This window comes from Methylophaga sp. UBA3603 (assembly GCF_002375335.1).
In the GTDB taxonomy this organism is placed as follows: Bacteria; Pseudomonadota; Gammaproteobacteria; order Nitrosococcales; family Methylophagaceae; genus Methylophaga.
This window is the reverse complement of record NZ_DFMC01000010.1, coordinates 614222-638414: the sequence shown is the minus strand read 5'-3', so window position 1 is coordinate 638414 and position 24193 is coordinate 614222. Positions and strand designations below refer to the sequence as shown.

The window sequence follows — 24193 nt, the reverse complement described above, 5'->3', positions numbered from 1 at the left end:
ATAATTTCAACAATCATCAGCGACCGATAGCGAAAGTTTCTGTTGTATTGTTGCGTTGCTCAGCAAAGAATTGGTAAATCTGTTTTATTTCATCACTGGAAAAGCGGATTAAAATCAGTTCCTGTCCGGGACGGATCAGGTCGGGATCATAGCCCATGGTGTGAGTATTGAAGTTATAAACGTAACTGGTCGATACTTTATCATGCAGAATCTTGCCTAAAAATGAACTTAGTCCGGTGGGTAATGGTTCATCTGCATCCGCTGGAATCAGCACACTGACTTTTTGCTCTGAGCCATCACGCTGCAGGCGGATTCCCTGTCGAAAATTGCGAATCAAACCGGTCTGAATAATGCCCCAGAGACCTTGAATATCCTCTTCCGTTACCCGGTGCAGATAAAACAGGCTGTCCTGCATTTCTTCTGAATCACTATCAATTAACTCGGCGATATCCAGTTTTTGTACACCCCGACTGATGGTGACAGAAATTTCCTGATTCTCTGGAATACCTGACTCGGCCAGCTCGCCTGCTTTAAGCTGTTTGACCTGTTTCTGCTTGCGGATTTGAGTCACAGGCGCCTGTTGATCAATATCTTCACGTTTTAACAACTCCACCAATGGGGCGGTAATTGTCTCGCCTTGTTCAGTCACAATGGTAATCGGCGCGATATGATCCTCTTCCTGAGTTTCCAATTCCTGCAAGGTGGTCTTTTCTCGGGTTTCTTCGGTATAGCGAATGGTCACCGGAGTATCATCGCTAAGCGATGTGTCATCCATCAGACTTTTTAATGTAGTGACGCGTTGTTCAAGTTCTGGCAATGCAATAATGCTGTCCGGACGGACAAACATATCGTCATATTCATTAATAATAATCGTATCTGCATCAGAATTCGCCAGATTATCCACAAACGCTTCTGCTTCCTGTTCACGAATGGTTTCACTATCCGGCACTTCATCAGCGGAGCGAATAATTTCCAGCGGTAAATCAGGTTCGATTACTTCTATCGGCGGGTCGACTGTTAATTCACTGCGGTTTGGCGGCGCGTCACTCCATAACAAATAGCCAAACAGTAATAACACGATAACAGCGAGTATCGCCGCGATGATTGTGGAACCTGTACGGGCTCGATCCATTTGAAAACCGCCTCAGTGCATGTTTAATCAGTCCGAGAATAAGCTACCAAGTGTCGCCAGATCAAGTTCTCGACACCATGGCTTTTCAATACATTCCGACAGAGTGACCGATTTCAGCCATTCCTCTGCCTGCTGGGGCAGAATCGTATCTGAGGTTTGCAATAACTCAGAAAGATAAAGACCAAGACTCTCTGCATCAATATTATCTTTAGTGACAGCTGTGATGACTGCATACACCACTGACTTCAGATCCAGCTGTGCCAGTGCAATGGGAATTTTTTTGATGATTACAGCATTTTCCATCGGTTGTAACTCAAAGCCGAAAGAGTTTAGTAATGTCTGTTGTTTTTCAACACTGTTTAACTGGGCGTCACTGCACGGCTGGCTGAGCGGCACCAGAATCGGCCGGCTTTTCAAGGGCAACTGTTTTAGCAGCTTGCCGAATTGTTGCTGGCGCGAACTGGAGAGGGCTTTTGGAAGATCAATCAGATAATGCTGTTGCTGAAAATGTATCCAGACATATCGTTGGTGCAAAATCTGCATTAACTGAATAGCATTATTTGAGTCAGTCTGGTTAATGGATACCGGCCTATGGACAGCATACTCTGGAGGAGCTGTGGCAAGGTCATGTCTTTGATAGAGCGAAGCCTTTTCTGCAATTCGTGGCATATTTGTCGTAGAGGGACTTTGAACAGGGCCAGTAATTATTTGTTGCTGTAACTGATCTTTTACCGCTCGATGGATCAATCCATGAATCAGCCGGGTTTCCCGAAAGCGAACCTCATGTTTGGTTGGATGTACATTCACATCCACCCGATCCAGTGGAATGGTCATATAAAGAACATAGGCTGGATGACGGCCAGCCGGAATCAAATCGGCATAGGCCTGACGCACTATCTGACTGATCAGACGATCCCGTATTACCCGGCCATTAATAAAAAAGTATTGTTGATCAGCCTGAGGACGATGCGCCTCCACATGCCCCAACCAGCCTTTTATCGTAATGATATCAAACGCTTGATCAATCGCTATGGCCTGCTTTACAAATGCTTGACCACAGATTTTGCCAATTCTTGCCAATTGCTGAGACTCAGACTGGGCAATGGGCAGGTTGAGCTTTTGCTGGCCATTTAATTGACACTGAAAGCGCACATCGAAGCGGCTTAATGCCAGTCGCTGCATGGTGGTAAGGATTTGTTGCTGTTCGGTACGCGCACTGCGCAGAAACCGGCGGCGGGCTGGCAGATTAAAAAACAAATCTCGCACGGCCACAGTGGTGCCTTCTGGGTGGACAACGGGCTCTGGTTCATCTTCCTCATGATGAATCTGCCAGCCACATTCACTGTTCTGCTGCCGGGAAATCAAACTCAAATTGGAGACCGAGCTGATACTGGGTAAGGCTTCACCACGGAATCCCAGACTGGATATCTGGCTCAGCTGATCACTGGAGGAAATTTTGCTGGTGGCATGCCGGCTTAGCGCCAGACAGAGATCTTCAGGATGAATACCTGAACCATTATCCCGAACCTGAATCAGCTGACTGCCTGAACCTTCAATGGTCACATCAATTTCTGTTGCTGATGCATCCAGACTGTTTTCCACTAGTTCCTTGATGACAGATGCCGGGCGTTCGATAACTTCGCCAGCCGCAATTTGGTTGGCAAGTTGTAGGGGCAGTGCAAGGATACGTTTCGGCGTCAGCATCGACACAGTTTAACAGCTGCGAACAGCAAATCCGCAGTCAAAATCAATCAAGGAATTTTTAAAACGTCACCGACCATCAGTTTGCTGGTTTGCAGATTATTGGTGGATTTCAATTCAGACATATTGACCCGATAGCGTTGTGCAATGGTGCTTAAGGTATCCCCGCTGCTAACAATATGTTGTTGCGGTTTAACCTGCTGGGTTATCGGGTTTCTCTGGAAATAACTACGAATACCAGCCAGCATTGCCTGCGCCAGTTTGTTCTGATGATTGACATCATTAAGCTTGCGCTCTTCTTCCGGGTTGGAAATAAACGCTGTTTCTACCAGTACCGAGGGAATGTCTGGTGATTTGAGTACTACGAAAGCGGCTGATTCAACCTGTTTTTTATGTACCGGGCCAACGCGTTTCAATCCCCCCAGAACACTGTTACCCACTTCAAGACTGGCTTCAAGACTGGCGGTCTGTGATAAATCGAGTAATACCGAGGCCAGCAGGTCGTCTTTATCCTCCAGACTAATACCACCAGCCAGATCAGCAGCATTCTCACGATCTGCCAGAATCTGAGCCGCCTCACTACTCGCTCCGCGTTGCGATAGCACATAGACCGAAGAGCCTTTGGCGCTGCTACGTTGGAAGGCATCAGCATGGATGGAAATAAACATATCCGCACCATTTTGTTTGGCTCGCTGAATACGTTGTCTCAGGGTAATGAACTCATCGCGTTCACGTGTCATAAAGGCACGCATTCCCGGTTCGTTATCCACCAGCTTTGCCAGCCGACGGGAAATAGCGAGTACCACATCTTTTTCACGTGTACCTTTTCTGCCAATCGCCCCCGGATCACGGCCCCCATGTCCCGGATCGATTGCTATCACGATATCGCGACGGGGTAGCATCGGTCTATTGCGTACCGTGGTCGTAGTGGCTGTTTGCTGCGGTGGTGGGGTGTAATCAACTTTTGTAATTTGAGTGGAAGCTTTTTCTTCCTCTTTAACAGCCGCTTTTTCTGGTGATTTTGATGATTTGTTAGTGGCCAGAGCCGTGGCTGGTCCATGTTTTAAATCGACCAGAAGACGATGCGAGTATTCACCTTCAGGCGCCAGAGTCTGAATCTCATAGTCCGTTTGCTGTTTAAGATCGAAAACCAGGCGATATGTTTCTTGATCATGCTGGGCATGACGGATTTTTTCGACTACTGCACTGTTAAATGTCGGGGCAATTAATTTTTTGTTTACCTTTGCGGCTTTAAGATCAACAACTAACCGATGCGGATTTGTCAGTGTAAAGCTGGAATATTCCAGTGCTGTATCAAGATCCAGTACCACCCGGGTCAGGTTGGTATTTTGGGATATACGGATATTCTCAACCGAGGCGGCAAGCGCATCGACTGTAAACATCAATAATATCAATCCCAATAACAAACGAGACATAGCAAGTTCCAACAAATTACACAGTGCTAGTTTGTGATTGAAGTAATAAAAAATCAAGACTTTTTTCTATATTTTTAATGAGATAGCGAATAAAGCTGAATTAGTTGTGAAGTTTGTCGCAGATATCAGAAGCAACTTCGGAATAAGCCCTAAAAATAACTTCACGGCCGGAAGTCTGATATTTCAAAGAGATAAGCAGGTCGGGCTCAGGTAAAACGCCTGTGCCTTGTTCCGGCCATTCGATTAACGAGAGGGCGTTGGCAGAAAAATAATCTTCTATACCCAGATAGAGCAGTTCTTCCGGATCAGCGAGACGGTATAAGTCAAAATGGTAAATATCCCGCGCATTGAGCTGATAATGCTCGACCAGAGTGTAAGTCGGGCTTTTAACTTTACCTGAATGGCCAAGAGCTTTGAGCAATCCCCGAACAAAAGTCGTTTTCCCCGCTCCAAGGTCACCTTTGAGGTGGATGCAGAATGCTGAATCAGGCAGCAAGGCCGCCAGTTTAGCCGCTAATTCCAGAGTAGCTTGTTCGTCTTTGAGCCAGAACATTAATAGATAAGATTTGCTAGTCGACGCAGATGTGGCATCAAATCCATGGCCAGTGTGCCGCGTTCACCATCAAGTTCGGCTGCTTTATCCGCCGCCATGCCGTGAAGCGTGACGCCCACACAGGCGGCATCCATGATTGGAAAATGCTGCGCCAGCAGTCCCCCAATGACCCCGGCCAGTACATCACCCATACCACCACTGCCCATTCCGGGATTACCCCATGTGGAAAGACGGGTCGGTGCTTCACCGTTGGAAATCAGTGTTCCTGATCCTTTCAGAACTACCACGCCACCATAACGTCTTTGCAGTTCATAAACTGCAGCAAAACGATCTGCCTGGATTTCTTCTGAGCTACAACCCAATAAACGGGCTGCTTCACCAGGATGCGGGGTGAGCACCCAGTTATCATGATGTTGTGGGTTTTTACTCAGCAGATTTAGCGCATCTGCATCAACGACCATCGGCAGGTTGGTTTCAATGGCTTTCTGGAATAACGCAATGGCCCATTCACTCTGGCCAAGACCAGGGCCAACTGAAAGTGCATTTGCAGGACGCAGCAATTCCTCAAGCTCACTGGCACTTTCAACGCCATAACACATCAATTCAGGTCGGGCCAGATTCAGGATGGGACCGTGTGCACTTCGGGTTGCAATACTGGTTAAACCGGAACCTACGCGCGCTCCTGCCTCAGCTGCAACGCGTGCTGCGCCAGGCATACCATGATCGCCGCCAATGATAAACAAATGGCCATATAAACCTTTATGACCTGTACGCTCGCGAGGGGCTAGTCCTGCCGCATCGTTTTCCAGACTGACCCGACGCGCAATGGGGGTAAAAGCTTTATAGATGGCAGAAGGGACTTTTAATGAATCAAAGCAGACCTGGCCACAGTAATTGGGGCCTTCGCCGGTAAATAACCCTTTGTTCAAACCTAGAAAGCTTAATGTGATTGTGGCATGGACGGCGGTTCCTAATGCGCGGCCGGTGTTAGCATGAAGACCGGAAGGAATGTCCAGCGCTAAAACCGGTATTCGTTTTGTATGTTCATTGATAGCGTTAACCGCTAAGGCATGGTAACCACTTACTTCACGACTGAGCCCTATACCCAGAAGCGCATCAACAATAACGTCTGTGGTGGGTAATTTATCTTCAAACCGATGAATTTCAACACCGCTGGCAAGAATTGCTTCACGGGCTGCAAAGGTTTCCTCGCTCATTTCTTTTTCATCGCCCACCTGAAAAATGCTGACGCGATACTCTTCCGCGATTGCCTGTCTGGCCAGTTCGAAGCCATCCCCACCATTATTTCCAGTACCGCAAACCACTAATATACGTTCAGCTTGGGGCCAATGACATTTAATACAATCCAGCGCAGCCCCGCCTGCACGTGCCATTAATGTTGCTGACGAAATATTATGTTGCCCTGTGACAATACGTTCCAGTTCACGGGTCTGTTCTGCAGTGTAAAGTTCATGTGGCAAGGTCGACATAAAATAATATCCCGATGAAAAAATTCAGTTCTTTATAATAGCCCGCATGGCCGATTCAAATACAGTGCAGTTATCCCGAACGCTTTTAAAAGATATGCAGATCTGGGCGCGTTCACTGGGCTTTCAGCAGCTTGGGGTCAGTGATATTGACCTTTCTGCAGCTGAAGATCAATTGCAACAATGGTTAGCGCGCGGTTTTCATGGTGAGATGGAGTTTATGCAACGCCATGGCAGTTTGCGAACCCATCCCGAAGAGTTAATGCCCGGAACTATTCGCGTAATAACCGCCAGAATGGACTACTGGCCTGAAACCGCTTCCGATGCATGGCAAGTGATGGGCGAGAGTGAATTGGGTTTTATCTCCCGTTATGCACTGGGTCGGGATTATCACAAATTGATACGTAAGCGTTTACTTCGGCTTTCGCAACGAATTGAGGAGGCCGTTGGTGCAATGGGATATCGGGTTTTTACCGATAGCGCTCCCGTGATGGAAAAAGCCCTGGCACAAAAATCCGGACTGGGCTGGATTGGCAAACATACCAATGTGTTAAACCGGCAAAACGGTTCATATTTCTTTTTGGGCGAAATTTATACTGATCTGCCTTTACCACTGACAGAGCCTGTATCTGATCATTGTGGTTCCTGCACGGCCTGTATCGATATCTGCCCGACTCAGGCGATTATCGCACCTTACGAACTGGATGCCCGGCGTTGTATTTCGTATCTGACCATTGAGCTTCGCGGCAGTATCCCTGTCGAATTCCGACCTATGATGGGCAATAGGATATATGGCTGTGATGACTGCCAGTTGGTATGTCCCTGGAACAAATTTGCTCAGATGACAACAGAATCGGCTTATTTGCCACGCGAAGGTCTTGATGCCCCTCAGCTGGTGGATTTATTTACCTGGACCGAATCTGAATTTCTGCAACGCCTTGAAGGCAGCCCAATCCGCCGCATTGGTTATGAATGTTGGTTGCGGAATATTGCTATTGCTCTGGGGAATGCCAAAACTTCACAAACAGTTTTGGCGGCATTAAAGGATCGGATTGAATATCCCTCAGAGCTTGTACGTGAACATGTACAGTGGGCTTTGGAACAACACAATACCCCGTCATAAAGCTGTCATTAACACCCTATAGAGTCTCGTGCCTGTATGTCTATTTATACTGGAGCAGGTGTGAGATTAAGTGTGGTATCAAGATGGCTGGCAATATTTATGGCTGCTGGATTAATGATAGGAGTGCTGGCGGGTATTTGGGGTTGGCAACAATTAGATAAGCCCTATCAGATCGCCCAGCAGTTCCAGCAATTTAAATCCCGGTTTGATATTGAGGTTCGGGTGTTGTTGGCCCGTTATCTGGCTTCCGGTGATGCTGACCTGCTTCAACAGGCGGAAACACAGCTTGTTGAATTATCTACCGTAGAACAGACCTGGCTCACTGAACAGGATAATCAGACGATTCAATCTGCCATTGCCTTGCTTCAGGAAAAAGTACTTGAAGTGCGTGAGGCTGGAAAACTGGCTGGTAATCCACAAGCGCTGCTGATTCAGAATGAACGTGAACGAGATGGTGAAATTGGCCTTTTGATCGACTACGCTCAAAATAGAGAAGCGCAGGGGCATCCCTATCAGCAATCCTTTACAGCACTACTGGCAGAATTAAGTCGTCAACTGAATGATATTGGTCGCCTGCGGCAGCGTTATATCGAATTGCAAACCAGCGAGATTCAAACAGCATTAGTTTCTGCGAACAATGCGTTTATCGATAAGTTGGAACAATTAAATACTCTGCCAAAATTTGGTGTTTATTCAGAAGTGAATACCGAAGCATTAATTCCCCAGGAGCCGGAAGAACTTGGGCAACGTGGCATTGACTCATTATTCTCATTGAGCAGACGCTATGAAAAAGAATTAAGCAATACATTAGAGTTTGATCAGCAGCTACAACAAAAACGCGCGGCCTTAGGTGGCGAGATTTCTACATTTGCCGATAAGCTGGATCAGTTTCAGTTAAAAATAGAAGACATCAAACAGTCTGTCAGTCAGCAGGTACAGTGGATCATGATGGGGGTTGTTACCATTATTATCCTGACTATTTTGCTGTTCTATTTTTTACAGAAACGAATCATCCGTTTTCTAATTCAGTTAGAGCATTATTTCAGCCAGATGATTAAAGGTAACTTTCAACAGACGCTGGTTTCACAGCTACCGTTTGTCGAATCACGATCCGTTGAGCAATCGGCCCTGCAGCTACAAAGTTATTTTGCTCAGTTGATTGATAAGCTGAATCAGCAATCTCAAAATGTATTGGCTGCCAGTACTGATTTACAAACTTCCTCAATGCAGGCGGTATCGGTCAATCAACAACAGATTGCCGCCACCGAGGAAGTTTCGGCTGCGGTCACCGAGTTATCGTATTCCTTTAAAGAGGTTGCCCAAAGTGCCTCAAATGCGGCTGAATCAACAGAACAGGCTACTCAGGCAACTCAGCAGGCCAGTCAACAATTAACCAGTGCTGCCAATGCCAGTCATCAACTCGCTGAGGATTTGTTAGCATTTGAGAGCACGATGAATACATTGGAACAACGTGGCAAGGATATCAGTCAGGTGCTGGTGGTGATTCAAAGTGTGGCTGAGCAAACAAATCTGTTGGCCCTGAATGCGGCAATTGAGGCCGCAAGAGCCGGTGAACATGGCAGAGGTTTCAGTGTGGTAGCCGATGAAGTTCGACAATTGGCGACCCGCACTAAACAATCAACGGAAGAAATTCAGGCCATTATTGTCGATCTGCTGAACAGCAGCGGTGAAGCTGCTGCAACGGTTCGATCCCAGAGTCAGTTTGCTGAACAATGTGCTGAACAAGGTTTTAAAGCTAAAACAGCGATGACTCCGGTAATAAACGCGGTGCAGAATATTCATCAGGTCAATGCTTCCATCGCTACAGCAACCCAGCAACAGACAGCGGTAGTGGATGATATTGCCAGAAGTACCGAACAGATCAAACAGCGCTCAGAGACCGTGAATCAGCAAATAACTGAAATTGAACAGGCTGGGCACAGTCTCAATCAAGTCAGCCAGAGTTTGAATAAACTGGTGGGGCAACTAAAACAATAAACCGAGTGATAATTTGTAGTTGGAATTTTTATGAACAACCATTTTGATCCACTCCTGCAAAAGCAGTTGAGTCGACGCTCAGTGCTGCAATTCAGTTTAGGTGCGATGCTGGCATCTGCCATGCCATTATCCTCGGCCGCTACAATGCTTCGCAATCAATCTCAATTGCTTGGCTTTACACCGATTCCGACCGCTGATTTACTCGATGAAGTGGTGGTGCCGGAAGGCTACCGGGCTGAAGTGTTTTACCGCTGGGGGGATCCTATTTCGGATGGTCCGGCATTTAACATGGATGCCAGCAATAGTGCCGCTGATCAAATGCAACAGGCCGGTATGCACCATGATGCCTTGCAGTATTTTCCATTGCCTAAAGGTTCAGAGAATAATGATCATGGCCTGTTGGTAATGAATCATGAATATCTGGATCTGGATATCATTCATACCGATGGCAGCCATAAGCATTCACCGGAAACCTACACTGCCGACAAAGTCGCCAAAGAGCAAAATGCTCATGGTGTATCGCTGATTGAAGTCAGACAGGAAAATGGTGAGTGGCAAATTGTCCGTCCATCGACCTATGCCCGCCGTTTAACGGCTAACACACCAATGCAGATAAGCGGCCCGGCTGCAGGACATGAGTTGATGAAAACCCGAGCTGATCCAGAAGGCAAAAACGTGCTGGGTACTTTCAATAATTGCGCCAATGGTAAAACTCCCTGGGGAACGTATCTGACCTGCGAAGAGAATTTTCATTATTACTTTGTCGCTGATCCCAAACACTCAAGAGATGCGGAAACCGAACGCCGCTGGCAACGCTATAAGCTGGGGTTCAGTTATTACGGCTGGCAGCAGTTTGACGCGCGGTTTGATTTGGATAAAGAGCCTAATGAAGCCAATCGCTTTGGCTGGATGGTTGAATTTGATCCGTATAACCCACAAAGCATTCCGGTAAAACGGACCGCACTGGGACGTTTTGCCCATGAAAATGTGGCGCACAAAATAGGCAGGGACGGCCGTTTGGCATTTTATTCAGGTGATGATTCCAAATTTGAATACATCTATAAATTTATTACCCGCGATGCCTGGGATGGCAGTCTGGGCGCACATCATGGTCGGTTGCTGGATGATGGCATTCTCTATGTTGCACGCTTTGAAGAGGATGGCAGCGCCCGTTGGTTGCCGCTGCTGTTTGGTGAAAATGGGTTAACGACTGAAAACGGGTTTGTCGATCAGGCCGATGTACTGGTTCATGCCCGTGCAGCAGCAGATATCGTGGGCGCCACTAAAATGGACCGCCCGGAATGGATCACGGTGCATCCGCATAACGATGAGGTGTTTGTCTCTCTGACTAATAACAGTGATCGGGGCCAACAAGATAACGTCGGTAAAGATGCCGCTAATCCGCGTAACCAGAACCTTTTCGGTCATATTATTAAATTCAGTGAAGCCGACGCCACCGCCACTGAGTTTAGTTGGCAGGTTTTTGTTTTGGCTGGCGAGGGAGAGGGTGAGCAGTTCGCCAATCCTGATGGCTTAAACATCGATGACCGCGGTGTGTTATGGATTCAGACCGATGTCAGTGCCAGCGTATTGAATGATGGGGCGTTTAAACAATTTGGCAATAACCAGATGTTGGCAGCCGATCCGGCAACTGGTGAAATCCGCCGATTTCTGACTGGACCAGTGGGGTGTGAAATTACGGGCGTGATCATGACACCGGATATGAAAACCATGTGGGTGAATATTCAGCATCCGGGTGAAATGTTAGATGTTCTGCAAAGACGTGGCATCAATAAGTCCCCCCAAAACCCTAACGCGGCCAGTAACTGGCCCGATCATTATCCAAATGGCCGTCCTCGTTCCGCCACGGTGCTTATTAGCAAAGAGGATGGTGGGGTGATTGGGACGTGATGCTAAGTAATTAACCACAGAGACACAGAGATTTATATAGTCGTTAATCCGCAGATTTCGCAGATGGACGCAGATTATTTGAGAAGTAATATGGATATTACCGTGCCTTACAAGCCATAAATGTTGATGGATAAATTTTTTTCGTAGGTTGGCGCTTAGTCTGCGAAGCCCAACACTATATTTATGTCGGGTTACGCTTCGCTAACCTGAACTGCTTCATTTATCAACCTCTGTGCCTTCCGTGTCTCTGTGGTTAATTCAAAAAAAATCTGCGTCCATCTGCGTAATCTGCGGATCAAATAATATTAGTTTTGACTGGGTTTGCGAAACCCAAGATTTATTCTGAAAAATACAACGAATTAGCTGTTAGTCTTGGCTGAGACTAAGTTTTGATTACTATTGCATGTAGTTCATCGCCATTCGAGGCCCTAAATGTTTTCATCCTTGACGTTCAACCTGATCGCTTTTGGCATCGCTGCTCTGATCATCATTCTCGCTGGCAGTCGTTTGGCAAAATTTGCAGATGAACTGGCTGATCGGACTGGCATGGGGGAAGCACTGTTTGGAGTATTACTGCTGGCGGGAGTGACTTCGCTACCGGACTTTGCTGCGACCTTAAGTGCCGCAATAGATTCACGTCCCGATCTGGCCATGAGTAATGTTATGGGTAGCATGGCGGTGAATCTGGTGTTTCTTGGTATTGCGGACATCGTGTATCGCAAAGCCAATCTGGAGCATGCAGCCGCTTCCCCTGTGAACCTGATACTCGCAGGCTTGTTGATTGTATTGCTGACACTGCCATTACTGGCGATCGTCTCGCCCTCAGTTTCCTTTTGGGGCGTGCATCCAGTCACGCCGGTGGTCGTTGTCACCTATTTGTTTGGATTGCGCTTGGTTCACCGCGCGCAATCACGACCAATGTGGTTTCCACGGCCAACCCAACAGACAGTTCCGGATAAACCCCAAAAACATCATCATGGCAGCCTGATGGCGACATGGCTTGGTTTTATTACCCTGGCTTTCGTGACCTGCATCGCGGGTTGGATGGTAATGGAATCAGCCAAAGGTATTGCCGATCACACTGGCCTTTCGGACACTTTGGTGGGGGGCTTGTTTACCGCCCTGGCGATTTCCACACCCGAATTGGTGACCACTATCGCCGCGATACGTTATGGCGCGCTGACCCTGGCAGTTAGTAATATCTTCGGTACCAACTGTTTTAATATTCTCGTAGTAGCCGCAGCCGATGTGGGCTATCCGCATAATTCCATCTATCACGATATGTCACCCGTCCAGATGACATGGGGCTTGGTCAGTATCCTGATGACTGCCATTCTGTTGCTTGGCATGGTGCGGCGCGAGACTTACGGCATTGGCCGAATTGGTTTCGAAAGTGCATTAATTCTCTCTGTTTACGTCATCGCCTTGGGCATTATTGTGTTAAATGGCTGAGACCTTTCAGATTATTAACCACAGAGGCACGAAGCGCACAGAGGTTTATATGGATATTTATCCGCAGATTACGCAGATGTACGCAGATTAATTTAGAGGCAATGGTGTGATTTAACCATGCCTCCTAAACACCAATATTGATAATGTAAAAACTTCTTAGGTTAGCGCTGAGGCACGAAGCCCAAAAATCACGTTTGCTTTGTCGGGTTACACTGCGCTAAACCAACCTACATTATTTATTCATATTTATGCCCTCCGTGCCTTGATGGTTAATCCAAAAAATCTGCGTCCATCTATGTAATCTGCGGATCGAACTCATTAAATTGCTAGTCATTTAATAATGTGAAATATTATTTTTTCAACGTTTCAATGCACCATGCATTATGGAAAGACAGAACGGAGAAAACAGAAAGTAGTTTTGTTTTCTTAAATAAATAGAACAGGGCGCGAAGGTCCTGATAAAGCAAAATCTAGGGAGGGAAAAAATGTCTTCTTCATTAATGATCGGACCCTTACTCGGTGTCGAGTCGGACACTGATTACACAGTGTGTTTTTTGACCGATAAAACGGTGAGCTCCGCTACGGTGATCATGGATGACATTTCTGTTCAGGCAACGCAAATTCAGACAACACCAAAAGGCTACTTCTGGCGAGTTGAAGCAGAAATACCAGCAAACAGTTCAGGTAAGTTTGTCAGCTACACTATTAATCTGAATAACAACAAAGCCAATGACAAGCATGGTCGTGACCGCTGGACGTTTTATGTGCCAGGTTTAGATGAAAAGCCGATATTTGCTTATACCTCCTGTAATGGTTTTTCCAGTGCAGATATTCTCACCAAAACCGAAAACCCATACGCCTTATGGGAGGACATGCAGCGCAAGCATTATCAACAACCCTTTTCCATACTAATGATGGGCGGTGATCAACTCTATGCGGATGAAATATGGTCGGCTGTCCCGGAATTAGAGAAATGGTTACAACTCACTAAAGTAGAAAAAACGTCGCGTACCTTTAACGCCACAATGCGCGATCAGGTCAATCGTTTTTATGAAAAACTCTATTGCCAACGATGGGATAACCCGTCCATGTCATTGATGATGGCATCAATACCGACGGTGATGATGTGGGATGACCACGATATATTTGATGGGTGGGGCAGCTATCCAGAGGAAATGCAGCAATGCGATGTCTATCAGGGTGTTTATGATATTGCTAAACGCTATTTTGAATTATTCCAAATCCGTAGCAGCAAAAATATCAGTTTGCTGGATAATCAGGCAAAACATTATGCTTTTGCTTTTTTATTCCGGGACTATCATATCCTGGCACTCGACAACCGAGCCGAGCGCACGCTTGAACAGGTAATGAGTTTCAGCCAGTGGCAGATGGTTAATGATTATCTTGATAATAAGGTGAACAATGGCGACCTGTTAGTCATGTCAGCTGTACCGGTTGTGTATCGTGACTTTTCATTTACCGAAGCCAGTTTTGATGTCACCCCCTGGGAAGAAGAACTGACTGATGATTTGAAAGATCACTGGCGTTCCAAAGAGCATCAGGGAGAGCGTGCTCGTTTAATTATGCGTTTGCTGCAAAATGCTGAAAAACGCTACAACATTAAATCACAGCATCAGAAAACGGTGATTCTGTCTGGTGATGTGCATCTGGGATGCCTTGGGGTGATTAATGATTCACGCAAACACGATCGACCACTGAAAATTCATCAGGTTGTTTCCTCTGGCATATTGCATCCGTCTCCAAGTCGCATTGCCTGGTTGGGTATTATGGCCGTCACCAATGATCGAGATGAGTTTCTCAATGAAGACGAAACCATCAAAATCTCCATGTTGAAACCGTTTGGCTCCGATCAATATATCCGAGCCCGAAATTATTTGACCCTTGAAGAAGGCACCGATGACAAACTTTGGGTTAACTGGATATGTGATCAAAGTAAACAAAAACCGAGTTATCCACTCGAGTAAGCGATTTCTAAAAATCCACTGGAAAATAAGTTGATTAATATCTTTTTCCTCTCTAAATTTAAAAATCGCAGAAAGCGTACGGATTGACGAACGTACATTAAGGCGTACAATTTCCACAGTTTTAAAAATTAGTTGAGGTTTACCATGAGCGGAATAACTGCCACTGAAGCACGAAGTAATCTTTATCGGCTTATTGATGAAACGGCCGAATCTCATCAGCCGGTGGTGATTATGGGCAAGCGTAATAAGGCTGTGTTGATTTCGGAAGAAGACTGGACCGCTATTCAGGAGACATTATTTTTATTGTCTGTTCCTGGGATGCGCGAGTCGATTCGTGAGGGTATGGATACGCCTGTTGAAGAATGTAATAAGGAGCTTGAGTGGTGACATGGAAGTTGGTTTACACCAAGCAAGCACAAAAAGACGCAAAAAAATTAGCCTCAAGCGGGCTTAAACCAAAAGCCCAGGAACTGCTGACGTTAGTTTCAGAAGATCCTTATCGAAAACCACCGCCATTTGAAAAGCTGGTTGGTGATCTTTCCGGAGCCTATTCACGCAGGATTAATATTCAACATCGTCTTGTCTATCAGGTTCTGGAAAACGAAGCTGTGGTTAAAGTACTCAGGCTTTGGAGCCACTATGAGTGATCATTGTCTCTGTTGTAATCAGTAATGATCGAATACTCCAAGATTAAGATTGCTCTTGAATACATAGAGGCTGCAATTGAAGAGCGCGAACTTCATCATAGATATTTTGCAGCTATGAATTTAGCTGCTGTAGCAGAAGAGTTACTCGGAAAAATAATCAGAGTTGCTGGAAAAACCGATCAATTTACCCAAGCAGTAGACACTCTCACAGAGGTTCAAAAATTCACTTCTAAACATCTTGGATGGCCAGAGCAAAGTCGAAAAGACCTTAAAAAAATTCTTGGTAGCACGAAGAACAGCATAAAACATATGGATAGTATCTTTGATCAAAATGCCAAGCTTTATTTCAATGTTGAAGATGAATCAAAATGGCTTATTCAGGCAGCAATTAGAAACTTAGATATTTTGAAAATTTATCACTCAGTAACTGTTAAGACATTTGTCGAAAAGTATAATGTCTCTAGTCCAGAACAAGATGAATATCAATAATCTTCTAATCTTTCGGCAAATCCTTAAACGCCGCGATGGCATCTTTTCTGGCCTGTTTATAATCCACAACCGGTTGTGGGTAACCGTATTGTTCGCGTAAATCTGCTGGTGGATTATGCAGTTGCTTGATTGGTACGTCTTTTAACTCCGGCACAAAGCGTTTGATAAATAATCCTTGTGGATCGTAACGTTCAGATTGCAGGGTGGGGTTAAAGACCCGAAAGTATGGCGCTGAATCGACGCCAGTTGATGCACTCCATTGCCAGCCGCCGTTATTGGCGGCGAATTCACCATCAATTAATGTCTGCAGAAAATACTGTTCCCCACGTCGCCAGTCGAGTAACAGCAGTTTGCTGAGAAAGCTGGCGGTAATCATTCTGAGACGATTATGCATCCAGCCTGTTTGGTTGAGTTGACGCATGGAGGCATCGACAATCGGAAAGCCGGTTTTGCCTTCGCACCAGGCTTTGAAACCGGCTTCATCATCGCGCCAGATAACTTTTTCAGTTTCTGGTTTGAATGCTTTACCCATGCTGATGCGTGGAAAATACAGCAATAATTGTTTGTAAAAATCCCGCCAGGCGAGTTCACGAAGCCAGTCATCATGACGCCAGTCACGATTGGCTTCACTGCAATAAAACTGAATGGTCGCCAGTAATCTTCTGGGACCTAACTGGCCGTTGGCCAGATATGGTGACAGCGTGCTGGTGGCCGGTTTGCTGGGAAAATCACGTTGACTTTTATAATCATCCAGTTTGATTTCACAAAATGCCGAAAGCCGTTCCAACGCTTTTTGTTCATTGCCGGGCCATAAATCATCACGAAATTCTCCGGCCCAATCACATTTCAATAGCTCTGGTTTTAAGGCTTTACCCTGTGGTTTTGGCTTTGCATAAGGTGCTTGCTGAATATCTTCGAGGATTTGCAGCCAGCGACGGTAATAAGGCGTGAACACTTTAAAAGGGTCATCCTGCTGGGTTTTTACCGGTAAGGCGACCAATAGGTCTTCGGCGAGCAGATGCACCTTTAAATTGGCTTTGCTTAATACATCTTTAACAGCTTGATCGCGACGTTGCTCATCCAACGGTGTTTCGGCCTGAAACCAGATATCACTGATGTTTTGTTGCTTACAGAGTTTGAGTATTTCAGCAGGTACATCGGCAAAATAATCGACTTCGAGTAAATGAAACGGTATGCCAAGCTGGGCAAGTCGATCAGCGATATCCTGTAATACCGCTGCGCGAAGCCCTAATCTTGCCGGGGATTCATCATGTTGCTGCCATTGTTCGGGTGTCGCGCAGAATACTACCTGGATTGGCCCTTGTTCGGCTGCTAATGCCAATGCGGGATGATCATCGAGGCGTAAATCATTGCGTAACCAGACCAGTTGCGTTGCTTGCATGGAGTTTCCTTACGGTAAATTTCTGAACAGGTATTCAGCATGCTGGCTGATGGCCTGTTGTTCATCTTGAGATTTGTTGTGCCAGTTTTTGACCTGCATACCGAGACGAGGGTTTTTACTCAACAGTTCCTGATGCCGGTCTACAAAATGCCAGTACAGCGTGGTAAATGGACATGCGGTTTCGCCACTGGCCTGTTTTGGATTAAATGGGCAGGACTGGCAATAATTGGACATGCGGTTAATATAGGCGCCGCTGGCAATATACGGTTTGGAGCCGACAATGCCGCCATCGGCGTATTGACTCATACCCAATGTATTCGGGATCTCCACCCAGGCAACGGCATCGACATACATCGCCAGATACCACTCATGAATAGCCTTGGGTTTAACACCCCATAACAAGGCAAACAAACCGGTGACCATCAGTCGTTGAATATGATGGCCGTATCCATGATCCAGCACCTGTTTGACACTGTGATGCAGGCAAGTCATTTCGGTTTCAGCATTCCAGTATAACGCTGGCAGCTTGCGTCGGGCATTCAGAGCATTCATCTGCAACCAGTCATCACGATAGCTCCAGTAAAGCCCCCGCACATATTCACGCCAGCCGAGAATTTGCCGGATAAAACCTTCTACCGCATTTAAAGATGCTTTATTGTCGGTGTAAGCTTTTTCAGCCGCTGCAATCACCTCTGCGGGGGAGAGTAGTTTGAGATTCAGACAGGTCGATAAGCGTGAGTGATAAAGCCAGGGTTCGTCAGTCCACATCGCATCCTGATAATCGCCGAAATGTGGCAGTCGATGCTGGATAAAATCATTTAATGCTGCCAAAGATTGTTCACGGCTGACCGGCCAGTTAAAGGTTTCAATATTGCCGTAGAGATCCGGCAGAAATTTTTCAACATCGGTTATGACTTGTTTAGTGATGTCATTCGCTTCAAACAATAAAGGCTCAGGCAATTTGGATGGACCTTTTTTGCCAAAGCTTTTGCGGTTGTCCTTATCAAAATTCCATTGACCGCCAAGCGGCTGGTCATCTTCCATCAGGATTTGTCGGCTTTTACGCAGTTGGCGATACCAGAATTCCATTCGCGGTTGTTTGCGATCGGCAAGCCAGGCTTTGAATTCACCTTTTTCACTGATGAAATGCTGATCGGCCAGCCATTCAATCTCAATATCAACATCATTGGCGCACTGCTGTATTTCATTCATAACCCGGACATCACCAGGCAATACGCAACGGATTTTTTTAAATGAATCGTGTTTTAACGTGGCAGATAAAGCGTCTGGGAAACTGGATTTTTTGTCACTCAAAGTCCAGTAAATCAGCGGATAGTTATCGGTTTTGAGTTTTTCAGAAAAGTGCCGCATCGCCGATAAAAATAAAACAGTGCGCTGTTTACTTGATAAATACTCTGTGGACTCAGCTGACATTTCAGCCATCCACAGTCGATCATGCTGAGGATCAAAGTTATCGAATAATTGACTCTCTGCATCAAGTTGATCACCAAGGATCAGATTGAGATAACGCAGCCTAGACATTTAATGTCGACATTGCTGCCAGCCACAAAAAAAACGCAGCGCCATAAGATAGATGAGCACGCAGACGCATCAACTCGGCAGAGTAGATTTCATGGAGTTGCTGCCGTTCGTATAAGTGCAAGCCAATAAATGATAATGCAGCCAGCCATAACCAGTAATGTGTTGGAGATAACAACCAGCACCAGGCCCATAACATGGTGGAGATGCTGACTATCAGCACATGACGGGGAAGCTTTTCAACGCTGCTGACATACCAGATTAGACCACCCAGAAAACTGAAAATAAGTGCCGCATAACTCAACAACCAGTCGATAGCATATAAATAGCCCAGCCAGCTCATAACTGCCAATCCTAAGAAAGGCAGCAGTCCGGCATAGCCTAAAATTCTATGACTTTTAGTGATCATGAAGCCTCCTGTGCAGGTAAACGTAATGTCTCAATCAATAATTGTTTAGGGCGAAGTTTTAATAGAAAGCGTAGCTGGATTTTGTAGGCATCCAGATCAAAATATTGGGGTTCAGCATATCGCTGTTGCAGCTTTTCATAAGCATCATGATGATTTTTAATGGTGCCAAGATAAAGCCATTGATCGACCAGATGAAAATGCGCCGCCTCGTAATCGCCATCTGCCGGCAGTTCAGTAATTACAATGGGCCCTGACCATGGCCAGGCTTGATTTTTAATACCGGATAATGCAGTTTGCAATCGCAGGTTGTACCGTATTGCCGGTTCTTCGCCACAGCAGCCACCCAGACATTTTTTTAACTGATAACCAAAACAGCCGTTTTTAGTTTTTTCCATGCCGCAAAGTTTTTGACACAGCTGATGTTCATTAATCAGATCGAGTAGTTTTTTTTCCGCTTGTTTTTGGCTACGGAATAATCCATAACGTTGACTGATATCCGGCGGCTGATGCAAGTCAGCCATTTCAATTGTGGTGCGGTGGTATCCCTTCTCATCAACGGTTAAAGCGATTTGATAAAGTCGCTTGGCTTTGGTTTGACGCCGGTTGTAGCGCGGTGTTTTGCTTTTGATTAATTGGTTTTCCAGCAGCTGGGCACCAAAATCGGAAGGCGTTTCGATAAAATCGATATGCTGTAGTTGTTGCTGCATTTCCGAGTTGCGTAGTTTGCCATTCTGTACAAAATGACTGAGCACACGTTGTTTGATATTGACCGATTTGCCGATATAAAGCAGCGAGCCTTGCTCATCAAAAAACTGATAAATCCCAGGGCGTTCTGGCAGTTTATTAATTTCAGCACTATCCAGATGACTGGGCAATCGGGTTTGTTGTGATAATTGTTTACAGGCTTGCTGGAGAGTGAATTCATCAAAATCGCGTTGAGTCTGCTGGAATAACTCAAGAATGACCTGGGCATCATCCATCGCCCGATGCCGTTGATTAATGGTCAGGCCCAGCCGGGCAACAATCGCATCAATTCCATGACGGCGGTGCTCAGGGTATAACAAACGACTGATTTTGACCGAACATAGCGTTTTGGCAGAAAAGTTTATACCAATGCGACGAAACGATTCGCGGATAAAACCATAATCAAAGCGCACATGATGGGCAACAAATACTTTGTCGGCTAGACGTTGCTGCAATTCTTCAGCAATGTCGACAAAGGAAGGTTGGTTTGCCACCATTGAATCGGTAATGCCGGTTAATTTGCTGATCCATGGGGGAATGCTGATACCCGGATTAATCAATGTCTGCCACCGGTCTGTTTCAACGCCATCGGTGATTTCGATTAAAGCAATCTCGGTGAGACGATCACGAATGGCATTACCACCCGTGGTCTCACAATCGAGTAATACCATTTTTTCCGGGAACCCCACTAAGGGCTTCATATGCGATTGACCTGCTTACGCTGACGACGGCACCGCTCTGAACAGTAAAGCACCTGCTCCCAGCACTCACGCCATTTTTTTCGCCAACTGAATGGTCGGTTGCAGATCAGGCACTGCTTTGACGGTAAGTTTGGTTTAAGGTGCGCCATTACAATCACAATTTAATTGAGTGTAATGATCATCCTGCGGTTGTCGTGAAATTACCGTGAATTGTAGTTACTACAAATGGTGACTTTACTCAGGCACTTTAATCATATGCTCGCGATAGTGCTGCAGTTCGCGGATGGAATCTTTAATATCGTCCATCGCCAGATGTGATGATTTTTTCTTGAAAGATTTTTCGACTTTGGGTGCCCAGCGCCGCGCAATTTCCTTGAAGCTGCTGACATCAAGATTACGATAATGAAAATAGGCTTCCAGTTCCGGCATCAACCGCGCCATAAAGCGACGATCCTGACAAATACTGTTGCCACACATAGGAGAAATGCCTGCAGGGACGTGCTTTTTCAAAAAATCCAGGGTTTCCTGTTCGGCTTGTTCGACGGTGACAATGCTGTTACGAACGCGTTCAGCCAGACCAGAGCCGCCATGCTGTTTGGTATTCCATTCATCCATACCCGCCAGAATAGCGTCCGATTGATGAATCGCAATGATTGGGCCTTCTGCCAAAATATTCAGGTCGCTGTCAGTGACAATTGTGGCAATTTCGATAATATAGTCGTTATTGGTATCGAGACCGGTCATTTCCAGGTCAATCCAGATCAGGTTATGTTTGCTTTTGGCCATGGGCTCCGTCTTTTTATTACTACAGATTTAGGTGAACTATGTTGCCATTGATTGTATCAAAGGCTAATGTACACGACACCTTATACGATTCTAACTGGTTTAAAAAATTATGAATGAATTTAGCTGGATATTTTTAATTGCCCTCGCCCTGATGACGGGGATTGAGATCTGGTTGTCATTGCGTCAACGTCGCCATGTGCTGGCGAATCGCGATGAAGTGCCTGCCGCATTTCGTGAGCAGATTGGTCTGGCCGCACATCAGAAAGCAGCTGATTACACTGCCGCTAAAGGGGCTCAAATGCGCCGCGAGAGTCTGTTTGGGGCGGTCGTGTTAATTCTCTGGACCCTGGGCGGTGGTTTGGCAATGTTGTCCGGTGCCTGGGAAGGTTTTGGCTGGTCAGCCATGACAACAGGGGTGGTTTTGATTCTGAGTTTTCTGGTGATTGGGTCACTGCTGGAATTACCGTTGTCCTGGTATCGCACTTTTGTAATGGAAGAGAAATTCGGCTTTAACCGAAATACACCTGCCTTATTTCTAGGTGACTTTGGCAAGCAAATTTTGCTGATGTTGGTGCTCGGTGCACCGATTGCCTGGGTGACCTTGTGGTTGATGAACAGCACTGGTGAATTTTGGTGGTTATATTTATGGGCAGCCTGGATGGTTTTTGCTGTGGTGATGATGTGGGCTTATCCGGCATTTATCGCACCGCTATTTAATAAATTTACCCCTCTGGATGATGCCAACCTGAAACAGAAGGTCGAAAGTTTATTACAGCGCTGTGGTTTCAAGAGTCAGGGAATTTATGTGATGGATGGTTCACGCCGCAGTGGACACGGCAATGCCTATTTCACTGGCTTGGGTAATAACAAACGCATCGTATTTTTTGATACGTTGCTTAATACCTTGAATGAAGATCAGATTGAAGCGGTTCTGGCACATGAATTAGGTCATTTCCGTCGCAAGCATGTCGTCAAGAATATGCTGATGATGGCCGTGATGAGTCTGGTTGGACTGGCACTATTAGGTTGGGCATCAACACAGACCTGGTTTTACACCGGTCTGGGTGTAGAGACCCAAAATAATGCGATTGCACTGATTCTGTTTATGCTGGTGATTCCGGTATTCAGCTTCTTTCTGCATCCATTGATGACATCGATGTCACGCAAATACGAGTTTGAAGCAGATGCCTATGCGGCTTCGGTTTCCAATGCCGACGATTTGATAACAGCGCTGGTGGCTTTGTATAAAGAAAATGCCAGTACACTGACACCGGATCCTTTAGTGTCGGCGATCTATGACTCGCATCCTCCAGCTTCATTACGTATTGCAGCCTTGCAAACACGGGCAGCTGTCTGAGCGATGCGTTATTTAGTGGCTATGATTTTCCTCAGTGTCAGCGCGACAACGCTGGCACAGGGAAAACAATTGCACGATGCCAATTGCATGCAATGTCATGCTTCACTGACCGATGGAAAAGCTAACTCCCTATACACACGGGATAAACGAGGAGTTAAAAGCCTGGAAGGTCTGAATAAGCGCGTCGCTAATTGTGCAATTGCCGCCGACGTTAACTGGACACCTGAGCAGCAAAAACAGGTGGTCGAGTATCTCAATAGCGAGTTTTACAAGTTCTGATTAACGTAACGTAATGCAATTTCGACCAGCTGCTTTTGATTCATATAAAGCTACATCGGCCCGTTCAATAATATTCAATGAAGTATCGCCTGGCTGATACTGACTCAGTCCAACTGAAACCGTTACCGTTCCGATGGTTTCCTCACTGTCTTTTTTCTTCAGATTACTCCCTGCCAGCTGCTGACGGATAGTATCTGCAATTTGCACGGCAACGTTTGATGGAGTGTTAATAAAAATCAACGCCATTTCTTCCCCACCAAAACGGGCTGCTATATTGGGTTGATGCTCACATTGTTTTTTCAGCAGACTGGCAAAAAATTGTAAGACGCGATCCCCCAGTAAATGACCAAATCTGTCATTTACCTGTTTAAAGTGATCGAGATCAAACAGGGCTAATGTGAACACGTTTTTACCATGATGGCACAATTCGGCAAGTTCTTTATTGAGGCTGCTGCGATTTAACAAGCCTGTTAAACCATCGGTTTTGGCTTCCTGTTTTACGGCTTCCAATTCTGATCTGAGTTTCAGGATTTCCTGTGTGGTTTCGGCCAGTTCCTGCTTGAGTTCGCTACCGGACTGTCCAAGTCGACGAGTATTTTCCAGTATTTCTGACAACACCCCCTTGATTGCTGAAATATCCTCGGATTGTTCCAGTTTGGTTTGCTGAACAGCTAAATCTTCTGAAAAGTCATCAGCCGCCAGTTCAACCTTATTGATTTGGTTCATCGTGTTGTCGACGACCAGTCTAAGGCCATTATTTGTGGCTTCAAGCCTTTCCGGCATGCCCATTAATACGTATTTTTCATAAAGCTGCTGGGTGATTTCCGCCGTGATTTTTTGCTTCTGCTGTAATCGACGGTCAATCGCTTGTTTTAATGCCTGATTGGTGCCTGAGACATATTCGTACCAGACGGCATAATTTACCGGATTAATAGGGGTCTGATGTTGATTTATAAAGGGCAATGCCCGGCGCAGATTTTCAGAGGCCTGATGAAAAGGTTCAGTGTAAACGGGCGGGAATGATGATTGCGTTGACACAAAATATCCTTCTTAGTGAGTTTT

Annotated in this window: 22 protein-coding genes; 10 read left to right on the top strand and 12 right to left on the bottom strand. The window is 46.0% G+C overall.

Annotation, left to right across the window (positions count from 1 at the left end):
* Positions 1-16: 16 nt before the first annotated feature.
* The 5 genes from B4F66_RS13930 to B4F66_RS13910 all read right to left on the bottom strand — a co-directional run bounded on the left by B4F66_RS13930 (position 17) and on the right by B4F66_RS13910 (position 6312).
* Positions 17-1132, bottom strand: coding sequence for a hypothetical protein (locus B4F66_RS13930; RefSeq protein ID WP_292356619.1), 1116 nt, complete (start codon positions 1130-1132; stop codon positions 17-19).
* Positions 1133-1159: 27 nt separating this feature from the next.
* Positions 1160-2836 (bottom strand): DNA mismatch repair endonuclease MutL, encoded by a 1677-nt coding sequence (gene mutL, locus B4F66_RS13925; RefSeq protein ID WP_292356617.1) that lies wholly within the window; start codon positions 2834-2836, stop codon positions 1160-1162.
* A gap of 47 nt (positions 2837-2883) precedes the next feature.
* Positions 2884-4269, bottom strand: a complete 1386-nt coding sequence (locus B4F66_RS13920; protein WP_292356615.1) for an N-acetylmuramoyl-L-alanine amidase — start codon at positions 4267-4269, stop codon at positions 2884-2886.
* A 100-nt stretch (positions 4270-4369) separates the two neighbouring features.
* The gene (gene tsaE / locus B4F66_RS13915; RefSeq protein ID WP_292356613.1) at positions 4370-4822 is read right to left on the bottom strand and encodes a tRNA (adenosine(37)-N6)-threonylcarbamoyltransferase complex ATPase subunit type 1 TsaE; all 453 of its coding nucleotides are present in this window, start codon (positions 4820-4822) and stop codon (positions 4370-4372) included.
* Complete coding sequence (locus B4F66_RS13910) at positions 4822-6312, bottom strand: NAD(P)H-hydrate dehydratase (RefSeq protein ID WP_292356612.1); 1491 nt, start codon at positions 6310-6312, stop codon at positions 4822-4824. The genes tsaE and B4F66_RS13910 overlap by 1 nt, the downstream gene beginning before the upstream one ends.
* Positions 6313-6358: 46 nt before the next feature.
* On the opposite strand from B4F66_RS13910, the gene queG reads away from it, so the two are divergent.
* The 8 genes from queG to B4F66_RS13870 all read left to right on the top strand — a co-directional run bounded on the left by queG (position 6359) and on the right by B4F66_RS13870 (position 15914).
* Positions 6359-7432 (top strand): tRNA epoxyqueuosine(34) reductase QueG, encoded by a 1074-nt coding sequence (gene queG, locus B4F66_RS13905; RefSeq protein WP_292356610.1) that lies wholly within the window; start codon positions 6359-6361, stop codon positions 7430-7432.
* A gap of 36 nt (positions 7433-7468) precedes the next feature.
* Complete coding sequence (locus B4F66_RS13900; RefSeq protein ID WP_292356608.1) at positions 7469-9430, top strand: methyl-accepting chemotaxis protein; 1962 nt, start codon at positions 7469-7471, stop codon at positions 9428-9430.
* 30 nt (positions 9431-9460) lie between these two features.
* Complete coding sequence (locus tag B4F66_RS13895; protein WP_292356606.1) at positions 9461-11341, top strand: PhoX family protein; 1881 nt, start codon at positions 9461-9463, stop codon at positions 11339-11341.
* A 432-nt stretch (positions 11342-11773) separates the two neighbouring features.
* Positions 11774-12793: a sodium:calcium antiporter gene (locus B4F66_RS13890; protein ID WP_292356603.1), complete on the top strand. Its 1020-nt coding sequence runs from the start codon at positions 11774-11776 to the stop codon at positions 12791-12793.
* 485 nt (positions 12794-13278) lie between these two features.
* The gene (locus B4F66_RS13885) at positions 13279-14778 is read left to right on the top strand and encodes an alkaline phosphatase D family protein (RefSeq protein WP_292356601.1); all 1500 of its coding nucleotides are present in this window, start codon (positions 13279-13281) and stop codon (positions 14776-14778) included.
* 144 nt (positions 14779-14922) lie between these two features.
* Entirely contained in the window at positions 14923-15165 is a 243-nt protein-coding gene (locus tag B4F66_RS13880) for a type II toxin-antitoxin system Phd/YefM family antitoxin (protein WP_292356599.1), read from the top strand.
* Positions 15162-15425: a Txe/YoeB family addiction module toxin gene (locus tag B4F66_RS13875; protein ID WP_292356597.1), complete on the top strand. Its 264-nt coding sequence runs from the start codon at positions 15162-15164 to the stop codon at positions 15423-15425. Before B4F66_RS13880 ends, B4F66_RS13875 begins: the two co-directional genes overlap by 4 nt.
* 24 nt (positions 15426-15449) lie before the next feature.
* Positions 15450-15914, top strand: coding sequence for a hypothetical protein (locus tag B4F66_RS13870; protein WP_292356595.1), 465 nt, complete (start codon positions 15450-15452; stop codon positions 15912-15914).
* A gap of 4 nt (positions 15915-15918) precedes the next feature.
* On the opposite strand, the gene B4F66_RS13865 is transcribed toward B4F66_RS13870, so the two are convergent.
* The 6 genes from B4F66_RS13865 to orn all read right to left on the bottom strand — a co-directional run bounded on the left by B4F66_RS13865 (position 15919) and on the right by orn (position 21495).
* The gene (locus B4F66_RS13865; RefSeq protein WP_292356593.1) at positions 15919-17316 is read right to left on the bottom strand and encodes a cryptochrome/photolyase family protein; all 1398 of its coding nucleotides are present in this window, start codon (positions 17314-17316) and stop codon (positions 15919-15921) included.
* A 9-nt stretch (positions 17317-17325) separates the two neighbouring features.
* Positions 17326-18858, bottom strand: coding sequence for a cryptochrome/photolyase family protein (locus B4F66_RS13860; RefSeq protein ID WP_292356591.1), 1533 nt, complete (start codon positions 18856-18858; stop codon positions 17326-17328).
* Positions 18851-19264, bottom strand: a complete 414-nt coding sequence (locus B4F66_RS13855) for a DUF3429 domain-containing protein (protein WP_292356589.1) — start codon at positions 19262-19264, stop codon at positions 18851-18853. The genes B4F66_RS13860 and B4F66_RS13855 overlap by 8 nt, the downstream gene beginning before the upstream one ends.
* Entirely contained in the window at positions 19261-20709 is a 1449-nt protein-coding gene (locus B4F66_RS13850) for an exonuclease domain-containing protein (RefSeq protein ID WP_292356587.1), read from the bottom strand. The genes B4F66_RS13855 and B4F66_RS13850 overlap by 4 nt, the downstream gene beginning before the upstream one ends.
* Entirely contained in the window at positions 20706-20858 is a 153-nt protein-coding gene (locus B4F66_RS13845) for a DUF2256 domain-containing protein (protein ID WP_292356585.1), read from the bottom strand. Before B4F66_RS13845 ends, B4F66_RS13850 begins: the two co-directional genes overlap by 4 nt.
* Before the next feature lie 85 nt (positions 20859-20943).
* The gene (gene orn, locus B4F66_RS13840) at positions 20944-21495 is read right to left on the bottom strand and encodes an oligoribonuclease (protein ID WP_292356583.1); all 552 of its coding nucleotides are present in this window, start codon (positions 21493-21495) and stop codon (positions 20944-20946) included.
* 109 nt (positions 21496-21604) lie between these two features.
* Here orn and B4F66_RS13835 point away from each other — a divergent pair, with 109 nt between their 5' ends.
* Together B4F66_RS13835 and B4F66_RS13830 are read left to right on the top strand one after the other, a co-directional pair.
* A complete protein-coding gene (locus B4F66_RS13835) occupies positions 21605-22852 on the top strand; it encodes a M48 family metallopeptidase (protein ID WP_292356581.1) in 1248 nt (415 codons plus the stop codon).
* 3 nt (positions 22853-22855) lie between these two features.
* Positions 22856-23131, top strand: coding sequence for a c-type cytochrome (locus B4F66_RS13830; protein ID WP_292356580.1), 276 nt, complete (start codon positions 22856-22858; stop codon positions 23129-23131).
* On the opposite strand, the gene B4F66_RS13825 is transcribed toward B4F66_RS13830, so the two are convergent.
* The gene (locus tag B4F66_RS13825; RefSeq protein WP_292356578.1) at positions 23132-24169 is read right to left on the bottom strand and encodes a GGDEF domain-containing protein; all 1038 of its coding nucleotides are present in this window, start codon (positions 24167-24169) and stop codon (positions 23132-23134) included.
* Between the last annotated feature and the right edge of the window lie 24 nt (positions 24170-24193).